The sequence below is a fragment of the Gracilibacillus thailandensis genome, from assembly GCF_010994055.1.
In the GTDB taxonomy this organism is placed as follows: Bacteria; Bacillota; Bacilli; order Bacillales; family Amphibacillaceae; genus Gracilibacillus; species Gracilibacillus lacisalsi.
The window spans coordinates 57,160-77,967 of sequence record NZ_WJID01000025.1 but is presented as its reverse complement, the minus strand read 5'-3'; the positions used below and the strand labels follow the sequence as shown (position 1 = coordinate 77,967).

Annotated in this window: 28 protein-coding genes; 25 read left to right on the top strand and 3 right to left on the bottom strand. The window is 35.5% G+C overall.

Features of this window, described 5'->3' with window-relative positions; genetic code table 11:
* Positions 1–34 precede the first annotated feature (34 nt).
* The 3 genes from GH715_RS09750 to GH715_RS09740 form a co-directional block, all read right to left on the bottom strand.
* Positions 35–325 carry a hypothetical protein gene (locus GH715_RS09750; protein WP_228760281.1) on the bottom strand — a complete coding sequence of 97 codons (291 nt, stop codon included), beginning with the start codon at positions 323–325 and terminating at the stop codon, positions 35–37.
* Positions 326–416: 91 nt separating this feature from the next.
* Positions 417–866 (bottom strand): ImmA/IrrE family metallo-endopeptidase, encoded by a 450-nt coding sequence (locus GH715_RS09745; RefSeq protein WP_153835219.1) that lies wholly within the window; start codon positions 864–866, stop codon positions 417–419.
* A gap of 8 nt (positions 867–874) precedes the next feature.
* Entirely contained in the window at positions 875–1,342 is a 468-nt protein-coding gene (locus GH715_RS09740) for a helix-turn-helix domain-containing protein (RefSeq protein WP_058950424.1), read from the bottom strand.
* A gap of 166 nt (positions 1,343–1,508) precedes the next feature.
* Between GH715_RS09740 and GH715_RS09735 the strand changes: the two genes are divergently transcribed.
* From GH715_RS09735 to GH715_RS09615, 25 genes are all read left to right on the top strand, one after another.
* Positions 1,509–1,748 carry a helix-turn-helix transcriptional regulator gene (locus tag GH715_RS09735; protein ID WP_153835218.1) on the top strand — a complete coding sequence of 80 codons (240 nt, stop codon included), beginning with the start codon at positions 1,509–1,511 and terminating at the stop codon, positions 1,746–1,748.
* A 31-nt stretch (positions 1,749–1,779) separates the two neighbouring features.
* The gene (locus tag GH715_RS09730; RefSeq protein ID WP_205601847.1) at positions 1,780–1,989 is read left to right on the top strand and encodes a hypothetical protein; all 210 of its coding nucleotides are present in this window, start codon (positions 1,780–1,782) and stop codon (positions 1,987–1,989) included.
* A 44-nt stretch (positions 1,990–2,033) separates the two neighbouring features.
* Positions 2,034–2,843 (top strand): phage replisome organizer N-terminal domain-containing protein, encoded by an 810-nt coding sequence (locus GH715_RS09725; protein WP_079708061.1) that lies wholly within the window; start codon positions 2,034–2,036, stop codon positions 2,841–2,843.
* A 12-nt stretch (positions 2,844–2,855) separates the two neighbouring features.
* Positions 2,856–3,650, top strand: a complete 795-nt coding sequence (locus GH715_RS09720; RefSeq protein ID WP_077706753.1) for an ATP-binding protein — start codon at positions 2,856–2,858, stop codon at positions 3,648–3,650.
* Positions 3,651–3,833 carry a hypothetical protein gene (locus tag GH715_RS09715; protein ID WP_077706752.1) on the top strand — a complete coding sequence of 61 codons (183 nt, stop codon included), beginning with the start codon at positions 3,651–3,653 and terminating at the stop codon, positions 3,831–3,833.
* Positions 3,834–3,935: 102 nt separating this feature from the next.
* Complete coding sequence (locus GH715_RS09710; RefSeq protein ID WP_079708059.1) at positions 3,936–4,169, top strand: hypothetical protein; 234 nt, start codon at positions 3,936–3,938, stop codon at positions 4,167–4,169.
* Positions 4,170–4,189: 20 nt separating this feature from the next.
* Positions 4,190–4,444, top strand: coding sequence for a hypothetical protein (locus tag GH715_RS09705; RefSeq protein ID WP_079708058.1), 255 nt, complete (start codon positions 4,190–4,192; stop codon positions 4,442–4,444).
* 57 nt (positions 4,445–4,501) lie between these two features.
* Positions 4,502–4,981 (top strand): ArpU family phage packaging/lysis transcriptional regulator, encoded by a 480-nt coding sequence (locus tag GH715_RS09700; protein WP_153835217.1) that lies wholly within the window; start codon positions 4,502–4,504, stop codon positions 4,979–4,981.
* Entirely contained in the window at positions 4,981–5,208 is a 228-nt protein-coding gene (locus tag GH715_RS09695) for a hypothetical protein (protein WP_153835216.1), read from the top strand. Before GH715_RS09700 ends, GH715_RS09695 begins: the two co-directional genes overlap by 1 nt.
* A 90-nt stretch (positions 5,209–5,298) precedes the next feature.
* Complete coding sequence (locus GH715_RS09690; RefSeq protein ID WP_153835215.1) at positions 5,299–7,860, top strand: AAA family ATPase; 2,562 nt, start codon at positions 5,299–5,301, stop codon at positions 7,858–7,860.
* A gap of 231 nt (positions 7,861–8,091) precedes the next feature.
* Complete coding sequence (locus GH715_RS09685; protein WP_153835214.1) at positions 8,092–8,373, top strand: hypothetical protein; 282 nt, start codon at positions 8,092–8,094, stop codon at positions 8,371–8,373.
* A gap of 32 nt (positions 8,374–8,405) precedes the next feature.
* Positions 8,406–8,639, top strand: a complete 234-nt coding sequence (locus GH715_RS09680; RefSeq protein ID WP_058950435.1) for a pilin — start codon at positions 8,406–8,408, stop codon at positions 8,637–8,639.
* Between the two features lie 26 nt (positions 8,640–8,665).
* Positions 8,666–8,845, top strand: a complete 180-nt coding sequence (locus GH715_RS09675; protein ID WP_153835213.1) for a hypothetical protein — start codon at positions 8,666–8,668, stop codon at positions 8,843–8,845.
* A gap of 67 nt (positions 8,846–8,912) precedes the next feature.
* On the top strand, positions 8,913–9,506 hold the full coding sequence (locus tag GH715_RS09670) for a hypothetical protein (protein ID WP_153835212.1): 594 nt from the start codon (positions 8,913–8,915) through the stop codon (positions 9,504–9,506).
* Positions 9,507–9,515: 9 nt separating this feature from the next.
* Positions 9,516–10,127 carry a hypothetical protein gene (locus GH715_RS09665; RefSeq protein ID WP_163578576.1) on the top strand — a complete coding sequence of 204 codons (612 nt, stop codon included), beginning with the start codon at positions 9,516–9,518 and terminating at the stop codon, positions 10,125–10,127.
* Positions 10,120–11,154, top strand: a complete 1,035-nt coding sequence (locus GH715_RS09660; RefSeq protein WP_077356172.1) for a toprim domain-containing protein — start codon at positions 10,120–10,122, stop codon at positions 11,152–11,154. The genes GH715_RS09665 and GH715_RS09660 overlap by 8 nt, the downstream gene beginning before the upstream one ends.
* Positions 11,155–11,192: 38 nt before the next feature.
* Positions 11,193–13,466, top strand: a complete 2,274-nt coding sequence (locus tag GH715_RS09655; RefSeq protein WP_153835211.1) for a VirD4-like conjugal transfer protein, CD1115 family — start codon at positions 11,193–11,195, stop codon at positions 13,464–13,466.
* Between the two features lie 21 nt (positions 13,467–13,487).
* A complete protein-coding gene (locus tag GH715_RS09650; protein WP_066189379.1) occupies positions 13,488–13,724 on the top strand; it encodes a YdbC family protein in 237 nt (78 codons plus the stop codon).
* Positions 13,725–13,800: 76 nt separating this feature from the next.
* Positions 13,801–14,340 (top strand): hypothetical protein, encoded by a 540-nt coding sequence (locus tag GH715_RS09645; RefSeq protein WP_143804720.1) that lies wholly within the window; start codon positions 13,801–13,803, stop codon positions 14,338–14,340.
* A gap of 165 nt (positions 14,341–14,505) precedes the next feature.
* Positions 14,506–15,408: a DUF2268 domain-containing putative Zn-dependent protease gene (locus GH715_RS09640; RefSeq protein ID WP_079708047.1), complete on the top strand. Its 903-nt coding sequence runs from the start codon at positions 14,506–14,508 to the stop codon at positions 15,406–15,408.
* 95 nt (positions 15,409–15,503) lie between these two features.
* A complete protein-coding gene (locus GH715_RS09635) occupies positions 15,504–15,791 on the top strand; it encodes a YjcQ family protein (protein WP_066189388.1) in 288 nt (95 codons plus the stop codon).
* Positions 15,792–15,958: 167 nt separating this feature from the next.
* The gene (locus GH715_RS09630; protein WP_153835210.1) at positions 15,959–17,833 is read left to right on the top strand and encodes a pLS20_p028 family conjugation system transmembrane protein; all 1,875 of its coding nucleotides are present in this window, start codon (positions 15,959–15,961) and stop codon (positions 17,831–17,833) included.
* A complete protein-coding gene (locus GH715_RS09625; RefSeq protein ID WP_077356160.1) occupies positions 17,805–18,128 on the top strand; it encodes a DUF5592 family protein in 324 nt (107 codons plus the stop codon). Before GH715_RS09630 ends, GH715_RS09625 begins: the two co-directional genes overlap by 29 nt.
* Before the next feature lie 5 nt (positions 18,129–18,133).
* Complete coding sequence (locus tag GH715_RS09620) at positions 18,134–18,829, top strand: hypothetical protein (protein WP_228760280.1); 696 nt, start codon at positions 18,134–18,136, stop codon at positions 18,827–18,829.
* A 16-nt stretch (positions 18,830–18,845) separates the two neighbouring features.
* Positions 18,846–20,807: a VirB4 family type IV secretion system protein gene (locus GH715_RS09615; protein WP_240469371.1), complete on the top strand. Its 1,962-nt coding sequence runs from the start codon at positions 18,846–18,848 to the stop codon at positions 20,805–20,807.
* Position 20,808: the final 1 nt, after the last annotated feature.

Genomic DNA, 20,808 nt, shown 5'->3' with positions numbered 1-20,808 from the left:
TAATGAGCATAAATTGTGTCTTTTTACTTGACGGTCACACCATTTCATAGCCAAGTTGATTTGACTTTGAAATTTTAGGGAAACGTTCTTTTATTAAGCGTTCATATACTTCTTTAAATGTGAGCTTGCCAGCTGATAAATCATACGGGTTATTATTATAATCAGCTAATGCTACCATGGCCTCTCTTCTGCTTTTATAATATCCTAGATACTCCCGTCTTTGTTTTCCTTCGTCATTCCATCCAGTAGTGACTATGACCGCGAATGGTTTTTTTCGTTTACCGGACAATTTGCATACGGAGCCGTATCCATTTGGATTTTTCAATTTCCTTACCACCTTTCATATCAGCAGGATAGACGTATGGGAATATATGTTCTATATATGTGTTTAAAAAAAGAATGCAATATTTGCATACCTACTTTATATGATCAATTTTTTTCAGATTGCACATTTCTTCTGGAACGCCATACGTTTGAGCTACTTCATTTATGGTAACGCTTGTATCTTTAAATTCATAAATACATTTATCTGGAATAAGCAATTCAACTGCAAATGTATTAGCCTCTACCTCATTTTTGTTTGTAGTAAAGAAGGTGTTCTTCTTTAAAAAAGGTGCATTTTCACTTTTATGCAATAACGAATGGCCTAATTCATGAGCACAGACAAATCTTTGCAATGTCTCATCTATATTATCATTAATATGGATAGATTGAATCCTTTTGTAGCACGTGTAGTATCCCAAAGATCCCCCCAGAGATTCAAAAATAATTATGATACCTTTACGCTCTGCTATTTCAAAAGGGCAATTTGTTCCATATTTATCAATAAGTTTTATTGCTGTATTCCTAGGCATTAAATGCGCCATAGAATACCTTATTTTTTATATTTGTTGGGGGTAAACTTTTGTTTTGCCATTCGTTTAGCCATGCGAAGTGAATTTTCCAATGAAGCAATTAGTAGTTCTCTATCTTCTTTATCCATTTCATCTATCGCCCTTCCATCGAATTGTGAGTATGCATCATCATTAGATAAGTTATTTATCATCTTTTCTAGATCCTTAGCTATATCACGCTCTTCCTTATCTGACAGCTCAGGAAGATCTTCCTCTTGCTTGGTGTTGTTTGGTTTGTAATAACCAGCCACCCTCATTATTTCATCATAAGGAATGGATAGTGCTTCCGCAAGTTTTTGGATATTCTCGGCTTTGGGAATGCCTCTTTTTCCATTTTCGATTCTGGACAATTGCGCAGCGCTAATACCTGAATACAAAGAAAGTTGATTGATGGTGTAACCTTTTTCATCCCTTTTTGCTTTTAGATATTCTCCAAATTGATTGCTCATAGTTTTCTCTCCTAAACACTGATACCCTTCTACACTTATATTACTAAAAATAATTACCAAAAGGAAATTTATTTAAGAAAAATATAAAAAAGTATTGCCAAATGGTAATCGCTGATGTTAAGGTATTACCATAAGGTAATTACCAAAAGGTAAAAGGAGGGTTCATTTGAAAGATGTAAATGTCATTTTAATTAATTTAGACTTTTTGAAGGCATATTTGAAAGACAAGGATATTTCTCAAAGTCAATTTGCGGATAAGGTAGGAGTTACGCAAACTACTGTTAACCGAATTATGAATGGCAAGAGAAATCCGGGAGGTAAGTTTATTGCAGGTGTTCTGCGGAGCTTTAACGATTTAAGTTTCGATGAAGTATTTTATTATGACACAGTATTATCAACTGAATAAAAGGTAAAACAATTCGTTTGGAGGGATTAATTTGGAAACAAGTGTTGATGAGAAAGAAATCATGAATATTAAAGTTTCTGAGGCAGCAAAGATTTTAGGTAAATCTGAACAATTTGTTCGAATTGGATTACAACGAGATATTTTACCAATTGGTATTGCAATTCAAATGTCTAGTAAATGGACATACCATATCTCACCAAAGTTACTAAAAGAGTATGTAGGAGGGGAATTAAGCATCTAAATTGCCTGAAATTATTTAAACCTGTTTAATTCTGGAGGTAAAAAATGGGCAACATTAAATGGATTAAGTTAAGTACTGCCATGTTTGATGATGAAAAAATAAAACTTATAGAGAAGCTTCCAGAGGCTGATACCATTCTAATCATTTGGATTAAACTACTTTCACAGGCCGGGAGAACAAATGCCAACGGTTATATTTATTTGAACGAAAATGTCCCGTATACAGAGGAAATGCTTGCAACTATATTTGATAGGTCACTCAATACAGTAAGGCTCGCTTTAAAAACACTAAGGGAGTTCGGGATGATCTTTATTGATGATGATTCATTTATTCGAATTTCGAACTGGGAAAAGCATCAAAATGTTGAAGGAATGGACCGTGTAAGGAAGTTGAATGCAGAGCGTAACAAAAGGTATCGCGAAAGAAAGAAGCAGCAATTACTAGAAAATAAAACAGATGACGTTAGCGTGACGTCACGTGATGGTACAGAAGAAGAACTAGAAAGAGATAAAGAACAAGATATAGAAATAGAACAAGAACAAGATAAAGACGTAGCGCAGATTATTCAGTTCTGGGATAAAAACGGATTTGGTGTAAATAACATTCATGCAAAAAAACAGTTGTTGTTGTGGTTGGATGATTCATCATTTAAGGATCCCAGTGAAGTCATTTTAAAGGCATTAAATATTGCTTGTGAAAATGATGCTAGACGACTTAAATATACGGAAGGCATCTTAAGAAACTGGGAAAACGAATCCTTACTAACCGTTGAAGAAATCGATAAGAATCACAAAAACCGAAATAAGCAAGCTGTAAGCCAAATAGATTACGATCCGAATAGAGATAGATTTTAGGGGGTGTTATCGATGGAAGCTATAGGAACGCTGCTTAAAAAATCTTTACCTTTTAAAGAATGTCGTGAAAAGGAATGTGAGCAATGCGGAAATCTATACAAATTATATGAAACTCCCAAAGGTGTTCTTGGAGCATGTAAACATTGTATGGAACAACAGTTATTAGAAGAGCTAAACGTACCAACAAAGGAAGAAAGAGAAAGACTAAAAGAAAAACGATTTATTGCAACTTTTGAGCGAGTTACACATGATTTGAAACAAGCAACGATTGATTCCTATATACCGAAAGAAACGTCGCAATCCGAAGCAAAAAAAGCAGCAATAAAATATGTGAAAACCTTTGATGGTGTTCATTCACTTCTATTTAGTGGAGATTGTGGTCTGGGGAAAAGCCATTTATCTTTTGCAATCACGAAAACGCTGCGGCAACAAGGTTATAAAACGCTCTATATCAAGGTCACTGATTTATTCGATTTTATCAAGAACACATACAGTCCGGATTCTAGCATAAGCGAAATGCAGATTTTCCAAATGATAGATGAATTAGATTTGTTGGTACTTGATGATATTGGCTCTGAATATGTGAAAGCAAACGAATATGGACATGAAAGTTGGGCATCTGATGTGTTGTATAAGATATTCGATATGCGACTCAATAAATCAGTTATTTGTTCTACGAATTATTCTGAGAAAATGCTTACTGAAAAATATGGGAATCATGGCAATCGTATTATTGATCGGATGATGGATTTAGCAAAAGCAATCCGACTTGAAGGAGAAAGTTATAGACGAAAGGAGAGATTTTAAATGTGGCAAGGAATGAAAAGTGTAATGGTATTTGACCCTAAGGACAGTCAAGAAGACACAGAACATAAATGGATGGAGTGGAACAGGCATAAAAGTGCTGTTAGCGACAAATATGTACCAACGGCAGAAGAAACTAAAAAAAGATTAATAGAACAGGAACGTCACAATAAAAGATATGCCTAGTATCTCTGCAACGTTCCCGACTTACTCATAGATATTATAGCATTCATTGAAGGATAGTTAAATGCGATATATGTGGTTAAAAGAATTTGGGGAGGTATCGTTTTGCAAGCTATAAATAGCACTAATAAAAAGGAAATTAATATACACGTAAGTTATTCAGAGGCGCACTTTATTGGTGAAGCACTTTCATCCTATCGGTTAGTTATGCAAAAACTTTATGGAGTAAATAGCGAGGAAGAAAAGTACATTGGTGAGCTATTGCATACAATTCGAAATCCATCAGTAAAAAAGAGAAAGCACGTGAACGAGAGAGATAGCTTAGAAAGGGGAATTTGAAGGATGGAGGCTGGAACAACATGATTGATGTGAATGCACAAATGCATGTTTATGAATACCTTGGGAAAGAAAATGATCCTCTTTATAACAATATAACGCAATTAAAGGTCAATCAGTCTATCCAGATTCCTGAAACAAAAATGCAAATAACAAAAACTAGATTTGGGATGTATGAAATTGTATCAGCTGAACAGCACGAATGTTATTCATCCGCCCAATCTTTATATGAACAAATTAATGCTTTACTAAATCCCATTTCATTTGAAAGGTTATGAAAAGATTTTAGTAGATAGAGTGGGATCTTTACGATAATAGCGAAAGGATGATGATAAATGAATTTTGCTGCTGATATTGAAGGTATTTTTACGAAAGAAGAAATTGAATCATTTTTAAAAGATGAACAACAATTTTATATTGAATATGCGGAGGAAAACTGGCTTGACCGTTATTTCAAAATAAAGGCGATGTCACAAAGAACTCATGTACCAAGCATCACTTCCGTTATATCTGATACACCAGGTGGATCAAATCTTAATCATAGTAAAACAGAGCAATTTGCATTGAAATCCATTCAAGCAAGTGAATGGTTAGACACATTATTTTATGCATTGGAATCACTTACTCCAGCTGAACAGAAATTAATAGAATTAAAGTACATGAAGAAGCGTAACGATGGTTCCAGATACTGTGATGAAGTTGTTTATCCTCAGCTGTTTATCGGAAAGACAAGATACTATGAGATGAAAAAAGAAGCCTTAGAAATGCTGGGTAGAAATTTATATGGATTATTCAGCGAAAGAGGTTGTTCATAATGGTTGCTTTGATGCAGGCAGTGAAGAAAACAGTATTAGTTATGTTTTTGCTAATACTGTTTATTGCTTTCTCCACTTTATGTGGAATTGTATTCTTGGTTATGTTCCAGTGGTTTATGCAGACTGATTTTTATCTGGGTGTGGTTGGCTCTGTTGAGTTTTGGAAGTGGGTATTAGGGGTTCCGTTGGTTATTATCTTTTTTGCGTTTTGTGCAAATGTTGCTTAAGCCTGCTGAATAAGATTGTATCATAATAACTCTTTGGATATAATTGTCTAAAGGGTTATTATTATGAAAAATACTTGAAAGGTGATAAAAATGGAGGATATTATTAAGGATTTAGAGGACTGGTTAAGCAAGAGGCCCCTATGGATTCAATATGCTACCAATAGGCTATTACAAGGAAATATCAAGGAAAAAGACGTAGAAGATTTTGTGAGCATTTGCAAAACAGAAATTGAAGATGTTGATAAAAAAACAGTAGATACTTTAAAGTATGAAAAAGGGAAAATTAGAAGTGGTGAAGAGAACATTGCTTTAACTATTGAAGGTCTATCGAATATTCAGGGTATTAATGCACTATCTCCGCGAAATCCATTAAAATTAAATGAAAATTTAAATATAATATATGGTCAGAATGGAAGTGGTAAATCTAGTTATGTTCGACTATTTAAACATCTTTGTGGATCGAAAAATAGTGGATCTTTATATGGAAATGTCTATAAAGAAGATACTGAGCAAAACTGCAATATAAAGTATAATATTAATGGGGAAAAAGTAGATATAAACTGGAGTCCACATCAAGGTAGCTTAGAAGATTTAAACCATATAGAAATATATGATGCTGATGACGCTTATACATATGTGAATGATGAAAATGAAGTTACATATGAACCATTCGTTTTGAGATTAATAAGTGGTTTAATTGAGTTATGTAACCAAGTAAGTACGAAGATAAGTCAAGAAATAGAAGGACATGTTTCAGTATTGCCTTTAATACCTAAAAGTTACGATAAAACGGAATATGCTGATTGGTATAAGAAAATCAGCCATAATGTGTCCTTAGAAGAAGTTGCTGCGATTTGTGAGTGGGATAATGAGCTTGAAGAAGAACTTATTGAGCTTGTTAAAAGAATGTCTGAAAAAAATCCCATGGACAAGGCAAAAGTGTTACGAAAGACTATAGTTGGTATAGATAGGATTAACGATACAATTAATAAAATGCTTTGTGAATTATCAGATGAGAAATGCGAGATGATACTTACTGCTAAAAAAACAGCTGAATCTAAAAGAAAAGCAGCAGAAGAAGATGCAAAGAAAGTTTTTAGTAATGCACCGATTAATACTATCGATAATGAAAGCTGGAGGTTACTTTGGGAACAGGCAAGACAGTTTTCAGAAAGCTACGTTTATGAAAGTGTACCATATCCTAACGTAGATGAAGAATCTTTATGTGTTCTTTGTCAGCAACCCTTAGACGATGATGCTAAGAGCAGATTAGTATCTTTCGAAGCTTATGTACAGGGGAATTTAGAAATTGAAGCAAAAGATGCAGAAGATAAACTAAAAATAATGATTGATAATCTACCCGATATACCAGAAATTGAATCGTTTAAATTAATGCTTGATTCAGCTGGAATATATGAAGAAGAAGTTAGAACCAATCTAATATCTTTAATGGACGCTATCAATGTAAGAAAGGAAGATATACAGAACTTTAAAGACAACAAAAATATAAAACAGCTACCTGTTTATGATTTTAAAAGCTATTTGAAGGCGGAAAAGTCCAAACTAGAAAAACAAGCCCAATCATATGAAGAAGATAGCGAAGGAGAAAGTAGGAGTATATTAAAAAATAAAAAGATTAGTTTAGAAGCAAAGAAATGGTTGAACGAACATAAAGACAATATAGTTGAAGAAATACATAGGTTGAATAATAGACATAGCTTAAATGAGGCGAAAAAATTAACTAGAACACAAGGGTTGTCAACAAAAAAATCTAATATATCAGAAAGGTTAATCACTGAAGCATATGTTAGACGCTTTGACCAAGAACTTGGATTGCTTGGTGCATCCTATATAAATATAGAATTGGTAAAAACACGCACACATAGGGGACAAGTCCTTCATGAAATTAAATTATCTAATCCTAAAAGAAGTGTAAAGGCTACCGAAATATTAAGTGAAGGAGAGCAGAGAATAGTTTCTTTTGCTGCCTTTTTAGCAGATATAAGTGGGAAACAAGTAAACTCCCCACTTATATTGGATGATCCTATATCGTCTCTAGATCAGGAATACGAGGAAGCAGTTGTAGCTAGATTAGTAAATTTATCCCTAACTAAACAGATAATAGTATTTACGCATAGAATCTCTTTGTTATCTTTATTAGAAGATGCAGCTAAAACTACAGGGGTAAATACTAATATAATAGGTGTTAGACACGAAGATTGGGGATCAGGTGAATTGGGTGGAACTCCTATGTTCGCTAAAAAGCCAGATAGTGCATTAAATGTTATATATAATGAAAGGTTACCTAAAGCAAAAAAAATTCTTGAGGAAACAGGTAGGGAAGAATATGATTTAATAGCTAAAGGTATTTGTAGTGATTTTAGAATAATCCTTGAGAATACAATTGAAACTTATTTACTATCAGATATAGTAAGGAGATTTAGACGATCAATTACAACTATGGGGAAAATAAATAAATTATACAAAATTGAGCAAAGTGACTGTGAAATGTTTGATAAATTTATGACTAAGTATTCTAGATATGAGCATTCTCAGTCAATTGAAGCCCCCGTACCGGTTCCTAGTCCTCAAGAATTAAATACTGATATAGAAGAGATAATGGGTTGGACAAAAGAATTTAAAAAAAGATAGGTACAGAACGTTCTGATTTCCCTGATATATGAATGTAGTAGGTATGTGGACAGTTATATAAATCCCATTAGCGAACTTTTCGCGAACATTTGCCGAACGAACAACGAACAAAATTTCATAAAAATGGTGTTAAATTATTAGTATCAGGAAGTTTCGAACTTCCGATAATGAACTCTTTTCTTTTGCGAGAAAAGGGTTTTTATTTTGCTCTATTTTAGGAGGTGAAATGAATTGTCTAATTTTACACAGCAGGGAAATCAAGAAACGAAAACATTAAAGGGAAACGAGGATAAGAAAAATAAGCCTGATGCGCCAAATAAAGCTTCAAGGGCAAGAAAGAAAAAACCAGCAAAACCAGCCGGCTTTAAAGAATTTGAAGCGTTGGCAATGGAAATTGTTGAAGCTAATGGCGGGTCTTATTACGAATGGCTTCATAAGCAGCATCAGGAAATCATTTTGAATTTTAATGTTCATAATCAAAAACAAATTACAGAGGTAGCAAAACAATCTTAAAAATAGCTCTTGAGGAAAGGGGTTGAAAATCTATGCAAGATGCAATTCAAACAATCACAAATATCACGGACGGAATTAAACCAATTGCACCAGTTCTAGCCGGACTGGTGCTAGTTGTTATTGGTCTGCTTTGGACTTTTGCAAAAGATCCTCAAAAGAAAGAGATGTATACCGGATGGATGGTTAATGTTGCTATCGGTTTTGGTATTGTTTACTTGGCAGCAAGCCTTGTTAGCTGGCTTGGTGGTCGTGTCGTCGGGTTTTAAATATCGTTTACATGGGAGGTGGAGCAATGGCGAAAGAACATAAGTACTTTGTCAGTTACGTTTATTCCGAAGGATGGGGAAACATTGATGTTACTTTACCGGAACCGATTCAAAGTATTGATGATATACGATCTATGGAACGAGCGATTGCTGAAAATCAAGAGTTGGATGATTCGGTTTGTGTGCAAAACTTTCAAGCATTGTAAGGTAATTAGTTTATAGGCTTCTCTTCATAATGGGGGAAGTCTAATTTATTTAATTGGAGGTAGTGCAATGAATACAAAAGAACTTGCAAACAAATACGCTGAGTTACTGGCTGCAAAAGGAAAGGCGACAATGCACCCTGAGGATAAAGGCTATGAGTGGAAATATAATCAATTAAGTACGTTTTATCAAGATACGGTATTAAAAACAAAATTGCCAAAGGAGAGATTAGCTGAAATTGAGAAAGAAGGAGAATCCTTGTATGAACAATACGAAAGAGAACAAGAAGAAGCTAATCAATTTAAAGAAACGTATAAAAATAATGTGCTAAACAATCTGGAAGGTTCAAAAGAAGAACAGGACTTCAAAAAAGCCTATAAACATAAGGTATTAGCATTTCTTGATAAGGAGCAGGATGAAAAGCAAGAAATAGAAGTGAACAAAGATAAAAGGGATCAACAAATGGAAGCATTTGAATCCAAATATGGTTATGAAAAAGTGTATGCATTGAAAAAGGAAGTATTGGATGATATACGTGAAATGGATTTAACGCCTTCACAACGCGAAAGATTGAAAGAAGTAGAACGAGATCTAGAGGACGAAAAGAAAATCAAGCTAGGAAAAAATAAGAAAAAGGATACAGAAGTTGAGATGGAGATGTGAGGTGATTAAGTGGCATTAAGAACGTTGAGAACCGATAACGCTATTAACTCTTTTACAGCGTTTCAAAATCGCTTTTGTAAAGTAATGTGTGATTCATCGAAAAGAGACATTCCATTAGAACTACATGATGAACAGTTAGAAGCCCTTTACAATGCGTTCACGCCTGTTATTGAAACAAGCATCTATGCAGAAATGGAACGTGTGATGACTGCTATACGAACTAGTTTTGATGCTGTGACTGATGGAAAGGGTGAAAATATAAAGCCAGGTGCATATATGAGTAATGATAAACATTTTAAAAGGTTCATTACACATGTAGTAACGAACTATCAATCATTACAGGCCCAACGGATTAACATAATAATGGTTCACAATAAAGCGTACCAGAGACTAGAGGATGGTTTGTTTGGGGAAACTTTTGTTAGTGAAAATGGGTTTCAAACAGCGTACGAGCTTCATAACCAATTAATCCAAGCATTTCATGATGGCTACCATGACTTATTGTTTGAAGGCACGATACTAGATACAGGTAAAAAAATAGAAGAGAAAGTCATTGAGCCGGTTGTCCAAAGATATGATGTGAAAATGCAGGAGTTGTTAGAAGGAGGTGAAGATGGATAAACAAGACTTGTACAAAAAATTGGTTTATCAAAATATTGAAGATGCGCTAGCTGAGTTGAATGCAGAAGATAAAGGACGATATTATATCTGTAATTGTCCTGAATGCAATGCACATGAGGCATTCATATACAAAAACAATACAAACTTTATTCAATGCAACCGCGAGAATCATTGTGGTGAACGGATGTTATTGCAATTTCATGAGAAAGAGAGTCTAAATCCCGAAAGAGAAAAGATACAAAAAACCTTTCCAAGCCTTTCAGATGACCAAAAGGAGGCACTAACTTGGTCAATGAGGCTTTTTTCTTTTGCAAAAACAGGAACAAAAAGTGAAATCTTGGATAATGGTTACCGTGGTTTATTAAAGGAAAATGCAAGAGAACATATTGTAGACTTACAAAATGAACAGGTGACAAGTTATTTTTTTAACAAAGTAAGCAGCCTGTTAGGGAAAGATTACTCTAATAATAGTTGGATGTGTAAACGAAATTTAGTTTTTCCCCTTTATGATGAAAACAATATTTTGAATAGAGTGTTGCTTCGGTCTAGTAGTGACCCAACAGTGGAACCCAAAGAAATACAGTTAATCATGAATCCTTCTAAAGAAACGAAGGATTTTTTTATGGAGATTCCAGATAAGGCGAAGATGGTTGTATTTAGTGAATCGTTGCTGGATGCTCTTTCTTTTCGTGAAATAGATCCAAATTGTGGTTTTGTAGCATTAACAGGTGCTTCTAAAACACGGCAGGTGCAAGCATATATCAAGGAGAACAAAGGCGCGTTTACAGATAAACATATTCTAATGGCAATGGATGATGATAAGGCAGGTTGGAAGGCAGCACAAAAACTGGTTGACACAATGAGAAAAGAGGGCTTAGAGGAAAATATCACGATGTTCCGTTATAGCGACGGTTTTAAAGATGCAAATGAATTTTTACAAGGCAACAGAACGCAATTTGAAAAAAGATATTTACAAGATACCAATCAATTGCAACGGGCAAAACAAATGCAACATGAAATGTCATAAAGCATTCCGTTTGGTGCATGCATAGGAGGGAGCTGTTTATGTATTCCAACGATAAAATATCATTAACAGAACGTTTAAGTAACTGGAAATCCATGAGTTTGTTTATCGTTTGTATCACTGTTATAGGCTTTTTCGTTGCCAATTTCCTGCTGCACTTTTTGCAGCAAGTACTATATTTGGTGGAAGGTTTTGCAACGAATCCTGAAGAGGTGAATTTCCATACGTTCTCGGTTGATTGGCACTACTTCTTTATTTTCCAACAACAATGGATTGAGTTTTATGTAGGATTTTATATACTGATTGGAATTAGTGTTCTGAAGCTCCTATACAATGTGAAAATGAATTATCAATCTATTAATAAGGGGCAACATGGAACGAACGAATTTGAAAAAGTGAAGAACATGAAAAAACAGTATGTAAGTATTCCATCCAAAACGAAACAATACGAGGGGAAGGGCGGCACCATTATTGCTGGAATGCAAGAAGGTAATAACTATCAATTATTAATTGATGATGCCCCAGTCCATACGATGGTGATTGGTATTACTCGTAGTGGTAAGGGTGAAACATTTGTTGTGCCAATGATAGATGTTCAAAGTAGGGCTAGTGAAAGGCCTTCGATGGTTATCAATGATCCAAAAGGTGAGCTAGCTGGTGCTTCTTATGAGACGTTGAAAGAACGGGGATATGATGTTCATGTGTTCAATCTTATTCAGCATGATATGAGTATGGGCTTCAATCCTTTGCAGTTGGTGATAGATTCATGGAGGAAAGGGCTTCATAGTGATGCACAGAAATATGCAAATAGTGTTGCATATAGCTTATACCATGATCCAAACGCCAAAGATCCTTTCTGGTCAAACAGTGCGAAGTCACTTGTGACGGCAATTATCCTAGCATTAACAGAAGATATGGTCAATCAAGGGAAAGAAGAACGAGTGACGATGTATTCCGTAGCAAACTTCCTTTCAACAAAAGGAAGTGACAATGACGAGGAAGGAAATAATGCCTTGGATTTGTTCTTTCAAGCAAGAGATGAAAATAACCCAGCAAGAATGATGTATGCAACATCGAACTTCGCAACCGGAAATACAAGGGGAAGTATTTTCAGTGTTGCAATGGATAAATTGCAGATCATTACGTTAGAACCAAATGCTAAAGTGACTGGCTATAATAGTTTGGATCTAACAGATATTGGATTTGGTGATAAACCAATAGCATTATTTATTGCAACACCTGATTCTGATAAGTCAAATGAAGTATTGGCAAGCATTTTAATTAGTCAACTTTATAGAATAAACTCTGAAAAGGCAACAAAAAGTCAAAGCGGGAAAATGAAGCGAAATGTTCACTTCCTATTAGACGAATTTGGAAATATGCCAACGATCGAAGGAATGGCCGGGATGGTGACAGTTGGTGCTGGGCGAGGTTTTCGCTATCACTTAATTATCCAGGCTTATTCACAGGTTAAATCAATGTATGGCGAAGAATCGGACACAATCATCGGAAACTGTTCCAATCAAATATATATTTTGACGGAAGATAAAAGCACTGCCGAACATTATTCGAGCATGTTGGGAACAAGAACGATTACAGATGTGAGTCGAAGTGGGGAATTGCATTCTTTCGATAAATCGCATAGTGAATCAACCAAAGAAAGGGCATTGTTGACCTCAGATGAATTGATGAGGTTACAAGAAGGACAATCCGTTGTAATTCGCGTAAATAAGCGACAAGATACGAAACGAAAAAAGATTGAACCAAAGCCAATTTTTAATAAAGGTCAAACAAAGCAGAAATTCCGTTATGAATATCTGGCAAATGACTTTGATACGAGCAAGTCCATTCTTTATTTACCGATTGTTTCTGATACGTATTATGACATGAATTTAAACGAAATGGTTTATTCAGCCAAAGTAAGGAGTGACTTATATTTACGGATGGCAGATGTAATGGATCCGGACGATTTTATTAGACTGAAACGAAATTTATTGCAAGTGGAAGGGCTGTCGCAAAAAGATAGAAGTACATTGCAGCAACAAATGCTGGCGGTCGATGAATGGTCATTTTTACACTATTTAAGTTATCTTGTTTTTCATCCAAGTCTTGAAGCATTGCATTTGAAATTGATAGAACCATTAAATAAATATTTGCCTCGGGATACTATGGCAGGCTGGCAGGAAAAAATAAATAAGAGAATGGAAAGTAAACTTGAATTAAGGAGGCAAGAAAAGGAAAGTGAACAAGAGGAGGAAGAAGACGTAGGAAATGAAGAAGAAGCGTTAATACAAAAGGCCATTAGTGAAAATTAAAAAGGGAGGAGATTGTTTTGGATGAAGGAAAAGAGCTATCGTGTGGATTGGGAAGTTATTGAGGAAATTGTTGTATTGCATAGAAGCCAAGGAGGCTGGGCAAAAGAGCTAAATTTGATCAGTTGGAATGGAGATAATCCAAAGTTTGACGTGAGGTGGTGGAATCCTGATAAAACAAGGGTTGGTAAGGGGTTCACTTTTACCAAAGAGGAATTAAAAATACTGTATGACACTTTACCAGAAGCACTTCATATATAATAGGCAAATATTTTCTACCGCAGACCATTATTGTTATACTGAAAAAAATGAACAAAAATGGAGTTGATGGGTGAAGATGAGAAAAAGAATCTGGAGCAGCTTGGTATTATTGTCACTTCTGCTTGTTTTAAGTGCGTGTGGCAATAAAGCAGAAGTTGGCATGAATCAAATTAGCTTAAAAGATTTAGAAGGAAAACTTGATAATGATGAATCATTTCTTTTAGTAACATTCTCAGCAAGTGAGGAAGACGTGGAAAAATCTGAACTAGTAGAAGCGTTTGATAAGTCATTGAAAAAAGATGAACAGACGGCTTTTTATGTGAATTTCGATGGGGAAAGTCAAGACACCCTTGATCAATTAGGTGAAAAATATACCCCTTCCGACTATAAAGGGGATGTATGGGAGCCAAAAGATGATGGATTGGTTCTAATTGCAGATGGGGCTGTGATGAAAAATCCAAGAGAAACATTGTTATCTCAATCATTAATTGAAGGCACAGCAAATGGAGATGACGGCTATGAAACTAGCTTCATGGAATATATGGATGATATAGATGCAGGGATTGCTAGTGCATTGGATTTTGCGGAGCAAAATAATATTGAATTAAGTTATTGATATTTAATATATGCAAAACTAATATCAGATATTTACTCTAAGGAATTGTTTTATTCCTTAATACGATTGAACTATTTTATCAAACAACTAATTTATATTTGACATTAACGTTGCGTAATACTGTAGCTTAATAACCAAACGATAATTTATAAGAGAGTTGATAAGATGAATGCTTATGAAGTTATGGATACATTAAGTCAGTATGGTGAATTGCTTGAAATTCGGGATTTAGAAAAACGCAAAGATTATTTCCGTTATGAAATGATGGAACCATTCAAACAAATGTGGAATTTAATTAACGTTCCCATAAAAGCGAAACAACAAAATGGATATGACGTTATCATGGCATCAAAAATGCTTGGTTTTGCTGATGTTTCAGATGATGAAAATATTAGAGAAGGATTATCTATTCTAAGAGAAAATAACTCCTATGCGGTTGCCGAAAACGCTCTTAAAAATTGCATTGCTAAAGCGAATAATGCGGGATTGAAGATAAATGCGGATGAAATCAAATTTGGATTATATATTTCAGACCCTGAAAAACTAAAGCTACAGAAAGGATATACAGGGTTTGGTGGAATACCGGGCTTTATAACTGTAAATATATATCCAAACGATTATAATTTACCCAAAATACCGGCAGTTATAGCCCATGAATTTAACCATAATATACGTTTTTCTTATTTTGATTGGGATCATGGGAATGTAACAGTAGGAGATTATCTCGTTATAGAGGGTTTAGCTGAATCATTTGCAAAAGAATTATACGGAACGGAGCAAATAGGTCCTTGGGTTACCAACATGGATAAGGAAGAGCTGAAGTATTCAATCGATGTTATCGGCGAAGCCCTTGATATAAAAGGATTTGCAGAAGTAAGTAGCTATATGTTTGGTGATGAAATTGCAGCGCAAGAAGGTTATCAACCTATTGGACTTCCCTTTTGTGCTGGATATGCAGTTGGCTACAAGACCGTCCAATCCTTTATGAAGAAGAATAATAAGACGATATACGAAGCGACTTTGGCCTCAACTGATGAAATAATTAATGGCTCCGAATTATTCTCCTAGTTCAACAAACGGGTACAAACCTAATAAAGAATATTGCACGTATCTCATGTAAGGATTATTTTATTAATCAACGTTTAAAAAAAGGAGGGTAAATAATGAATAAAAAGAAACTAAGGTATGCCATATTGAAAGAAATTGACAACGGTAATAAAGCACTTACTGAAGAGAATTTTGCGGTTACCGCAGATCAATTTGATGAAGCTATTAGGTTTCTAAATAGAGAAAATTATTTAGGAGGAGTTTTCTATGCGGACGATAGACCATGGTTAATTGAGGGGACAGCTTATTTAACAGAAGATGGCGAGAGTTACTTAGAAGAAAACAGTTCATTAGCTAAGACATATAAAGGTTTAAAAGAAATAAGGGATTGGTTAAAACTATAGTGACCTATAGTAAGCTGTTAATTCTTTGTGCTGCAATCTTTGCGCGTTTATGGTACAAGGAGATACCGTGGTACCAAAAGTCTTACATTCTTAATTATTAGTTCAACAAAAAGAATCCATTTTCCATGGGTTCTTTTTTTAATTCCTAAAGGTGGTGAAAAAAATATATGGACGATGAGGCAATGAAAAAGTTATATGAGGATTTATCGGACATTCTCGATATCTCCAGTGGTTGGCTGTATGATGATCTTCTCCGTAATATCGGTTGGGGCATTATACAGCTTTTAGTATGGATTAATGATTGGATTGAAGGCGTTGCTACGAAAGTAATTACCTTAGGTGGTTTATATGATAGTGAAGACATGGGTGGCTTCATAGATGTCTTGCAGCCCCTTGCAATCGGGCTGTTTGTCGTTTCTGTAACAGTCCTCGGTTTTATGTTCATGCTGAATAAAGTGGAAAAACGGAATGAAATCATTATGAATGTGTTAATTGCAGTGAGTGTCATTGTCATTCTTCCCAGTTTAATGGGAATGATGGAGGATTTGCTGCATAAAGGGCTGGATACGGTGGAGGCAGATGGGAAGATTTCTGATAACGTGTTAAAAAGGAATATTTCTGATTTAAAGTACTATCTGGATAGTGATTTCAACTATGCTGATGGGACAAATAAAGACACTGTAATGGGGGATGAGAATACATTGCCACATCCTCCCCATCGAACAGATAAAGATATTGGAACAAGTAATTACTATTATGCAAATAAGCTGAAGAACCCCGATTTGATTGATGTAACTGAAAAGCTTGATATCTATGAAGATGAAGGTTGGTTTAGCTGGACAACGGAAGACTGGGTCAAAGAATTGACGAACGATGAAAAGGAATTTTTAAAAAACAGACTTGTTCAAAATGGAGACGGTACTTCAAGGATTGAAAAATTAAGTGAAAACTCGGTACCAGCGACAAACTTAGGGCAGCAAAGTTATTATCGTTATCACGTCAATTGGGCTATTGCCATTACGATATTAGCTGTGACAGGATTTGCCTTGATAGTAACAACATTAAAAATTGGCCGTGCCATGTTTGATTTAGCTTTTCATCAAATATACGCAATGTTTACCGCATCAACGGATATAACAGGTGGCCAAAGATTGAAGAAAGTATTAACTGAAATTGTTAGTACGTTTGCCGTTATCTTTGTGATGATTGTACTTCTGAAATTGTTCATTATCTATGCACAGTGGGCGAATGATTTAGAACAAGAGATTGGAATTGTAGGTGTCATCATTTTGCTCATTGCTGGTGCATGGGCGCTTATTGATGCTCCGGATATCGTACAGCGAACAATGGGAATAGATGCAGGACTTCGTTCAGGATGGCAGGCGATGATGGGCGCATATGCTGGTACGAAAATGGCTGGCGCTGGTGCATCTATGGTTGGAAAAGGTGCTGGGAAAGTTGTTAAGACTGGTGGCAAAACAGCAGGAGGTATTGGTGCAGGTGGAGTTGGTGCATACAAAGGGGTGAAAGCCGGTATGCGAAACAACAATACGAAGCCTGTTCCTCCGCGCAATCCAGATCAAAAAGCTTCTCAACATGAACAACAATTTTCAACGAATGCCGTAAACAATCCAAACGTTGAATCAAAAACAAACACTGTTCCAACAAAGCCAAATACAAGTGTTCCTAGTCGCAGTGGCTCGCTGGCAAGTAGTATCCCAATCAACACAAATAATGTGTCAGGAAGTGATAGTGGTGGGTCAAGTAATGTAGGTGGAGGATCAACTTCATCTAGTCAGCATAAGCCGAATGTCAATGCTGGTGGGCAAGGACATATTCATCCGCAACGAAAGCATACGTTACTTGGCGGAAATCGTACTGTACAACGTGCAAATCATTTTCTTTCCCGAGCACATAATACAGGTTATGACATTGGACAAAAATTGAGCCAATTTAAGGGAAACGTACAACAGGCGAAGCAAATCAAAATAGAAAAAAGGGGATTGAAATCCAATGAAATACGAGATACCGAAAGAGATTAAATCCAAGCCGAAAATAGTAGGATTAGAAATGAGAGAGCTGGTTATTATTTTGATTAGCTCTCTTTTATTATTAACGGTCTTACGGGAATTGGTGCATAGCTTATTTATTCTTTTTTATTTCGGTGTAGCAATTGTAGGCATGATTTATTTGTTTTTGCCGAGTGGCAACAATCCCGAGAAGCGAAATTATGAATCTATCCTATTAATGTTTCGCCATAAAAAGGGAGTGTACCATGCAATGGATAGAAATGAAGTAGAAAATGAACAGTTTCTAAAAGACAAGGAGGGTGAGTAAGCAGAATGCAACCCTTAAAGTTAATTAAATCAAATCCGGAAAAGCTGGATGAGGACACATGTGAAGAAGAGACGGAAATGGTTACAAAGACAAATAAAAAACCTAACAAAATGGTTCAGCTACTGCAAAAGCTCAAACATCAGAAGAAAGTGAAAAAAGAATTTCAAGAAGATATGAAAGAACAAGGCAAAAAGCCCAAGTTGTTAAAACAAACATCCGATATTCTTCCTTTTGTACAAATACACGATGATTACATTCTGCTGAAAGAAGGGGTCATGGACATTTTTCAAGTGGAAACAAAAAACATTCATGCTTTAAATGATGCGGATTTAAATTACCTACTGTTAAATCGAGCGCAATTCCTCAGAAGTTATTTTCGTTCTTTCAAGGAAGTCATCTTAAACTTTCCAACCAATACGGAAATACAGCGGGCATATTGGTTGAAAAAACAGCAACAGGCGAAGAATCCGTCACGGTTAAAGTATATTGAGCAAAAGTTATTCGAATTCGAATATTTAGAAAGAGAACGTTATAATCGGGAGTTTTTCATGTTTATCTATGCAGATGATAAAGAAGAACTAGAAGACCGAAAAGGCGATTGTATGCAAGGGATGCAAAGTTCATTTCCATTACAGAAGTTACCTAAGAACAAAAAAGAACAAATTTTATTTCTATTAAACAACCAAAATACACAGCTTTAAAGAAAGGATGGTAGGTGTGAAACAACATACAAATACTTTTATTGAGGAAGAAAGGAATTCTAAGAAACCAAAACTGGATAAAGCGTTTTTAACGAAAATACAACCCCAAGGTGGCATGACTTTTAAAGATAAGTACATTCAAAAAGGAGACGGTTATGAAGCGTGCGTCCATGTGTGGGATTATCCTTCCAACGTCAATTTGCTTTGGTTGGATAAAGTGATGGCCATGTATGATGTTACCGTTGTGGCTGATGTGACCACAATGGATCAAGATGAAACGATTAGTTCTATCAATAAGAGTATGGTGGAACATGATGTCCGTTTTCGCAGTGCGAAACAAGAATCTGACCGGATGGACGCTCAACGAAGTTATAAAGAAATGGAAGATTTATATCAGCAAATTTCAGAAATGGGAGAAGTCATCAAACTACTTCATATTCGCTTATTTGTTGCTTCACCGACTATCTGGGAATTAGAGAGGAAGGTGGAGCAAACCATATCTAAACTCAATTCCATTGGATTTAAGGGGCAAATATTTTTGAACGAAACCTACTACGAATGGCAATCACTGTTCCTGCCCTATGAGCAACAAATTAGATTTCCGAATAAAAGAGAGGGAAAAGGGATGCCAGCAATTACGCTTGCTTCTGGATTACCGTACCACTTTTCAGAGTTAAATGATCGAACAGGCAGTTTTTTAGGTACATCGTTTACTGGTGGAAATGTTCTATTCGATTTGTTTCATAAAGATAAATTAAGACGTTTTTACAATGCAGTCGTTGTTGGGAAAATGGGTGCTGGTAAATCGACTACGTTAAAAAAGTTACTTATGGATAATGAAGCAAGAGGGAATTTCATTCGAGGGTTTGATGTGACAGGGGAATTTAAAACCTTAGTCGATGCACTGGGAGGACAATCCATTAGTTTGGATGGCAGTGATGGGATTATTAATCCATTACAGATTTATCGGGCAGATGATAAAAGCAATTACAAGGAAGAATTGACAAGCTTTGAACAATATGAAAAGCAGTGCTTTATGCAACATATATCAAAGGTTGCTATTTTTTATGAATTTCTTGCTGGTAGTCCTTCTACAGAGGAAATTGAGGAATTTAAAAAGATCTTACGCATGTTTTATGAATCGCAAGGCTTTATGGAAAAAGTCAAAACATCGGGTGTGACGACATTGGGGAATAAAGAATATCCAATCTTTAGCGACTTGCTAGAATATATTCGAGAGCAGCTATATGACAACCCAAAGAAACGAACGATACGTCCTGAATTATCCATTTCGCGGGTGGATCGGTTGGAGAAAATTGAATTAGTCGTTGATAACTTAGTGAACAGCTATGCTTCATTGTTTAACGGTCATACAACGATTCAGGATATCACTGATGAACAAGTGATTTTCTTTTCTATTCGTAATCTCACGAAATTGGAAAAGAATGTGTTTCAAGCACAAATGTATAATACGTTAAATTTAATCTGGGATAATTTGATCCAAGTGGGAGCAAGACAAATGAAACAGATGTATGAAAGTGAAACATTTGACCCTGATGATGCCGTTCGATTTTTAATTATGATTGATGAGGCACATCGTTTAGTTAATGCTGAAAATATGTTAGCTGTCTCATTCTTAACAGATTTTGCAAGAGAAGCCCGTAAGTATTTTGGCGGGATGATTTTAGCAAGTCAATCCATCAGAGACTTTGTGCCAGATAATAAAGACACTGCAACTGTCACAAAAATACGTACGTTATTCGAATTGACCCAATATAAGTTTGTGATGCAACAGGATTCAAACACGTTGGACTCTTTACGAACAATTTTTGAAGGGCAACTAACGGAAAGCGAATTGGAACACGTTCCTCAACTCCAGCAGGGAGATTGTTTATTAAGTATTTCAGGTGTAGGAAACATCATGTTATCCATTGAGGCAAGTGAAGAAGAATTAAAGCTGTTCACTGGAGGGTTGTAAA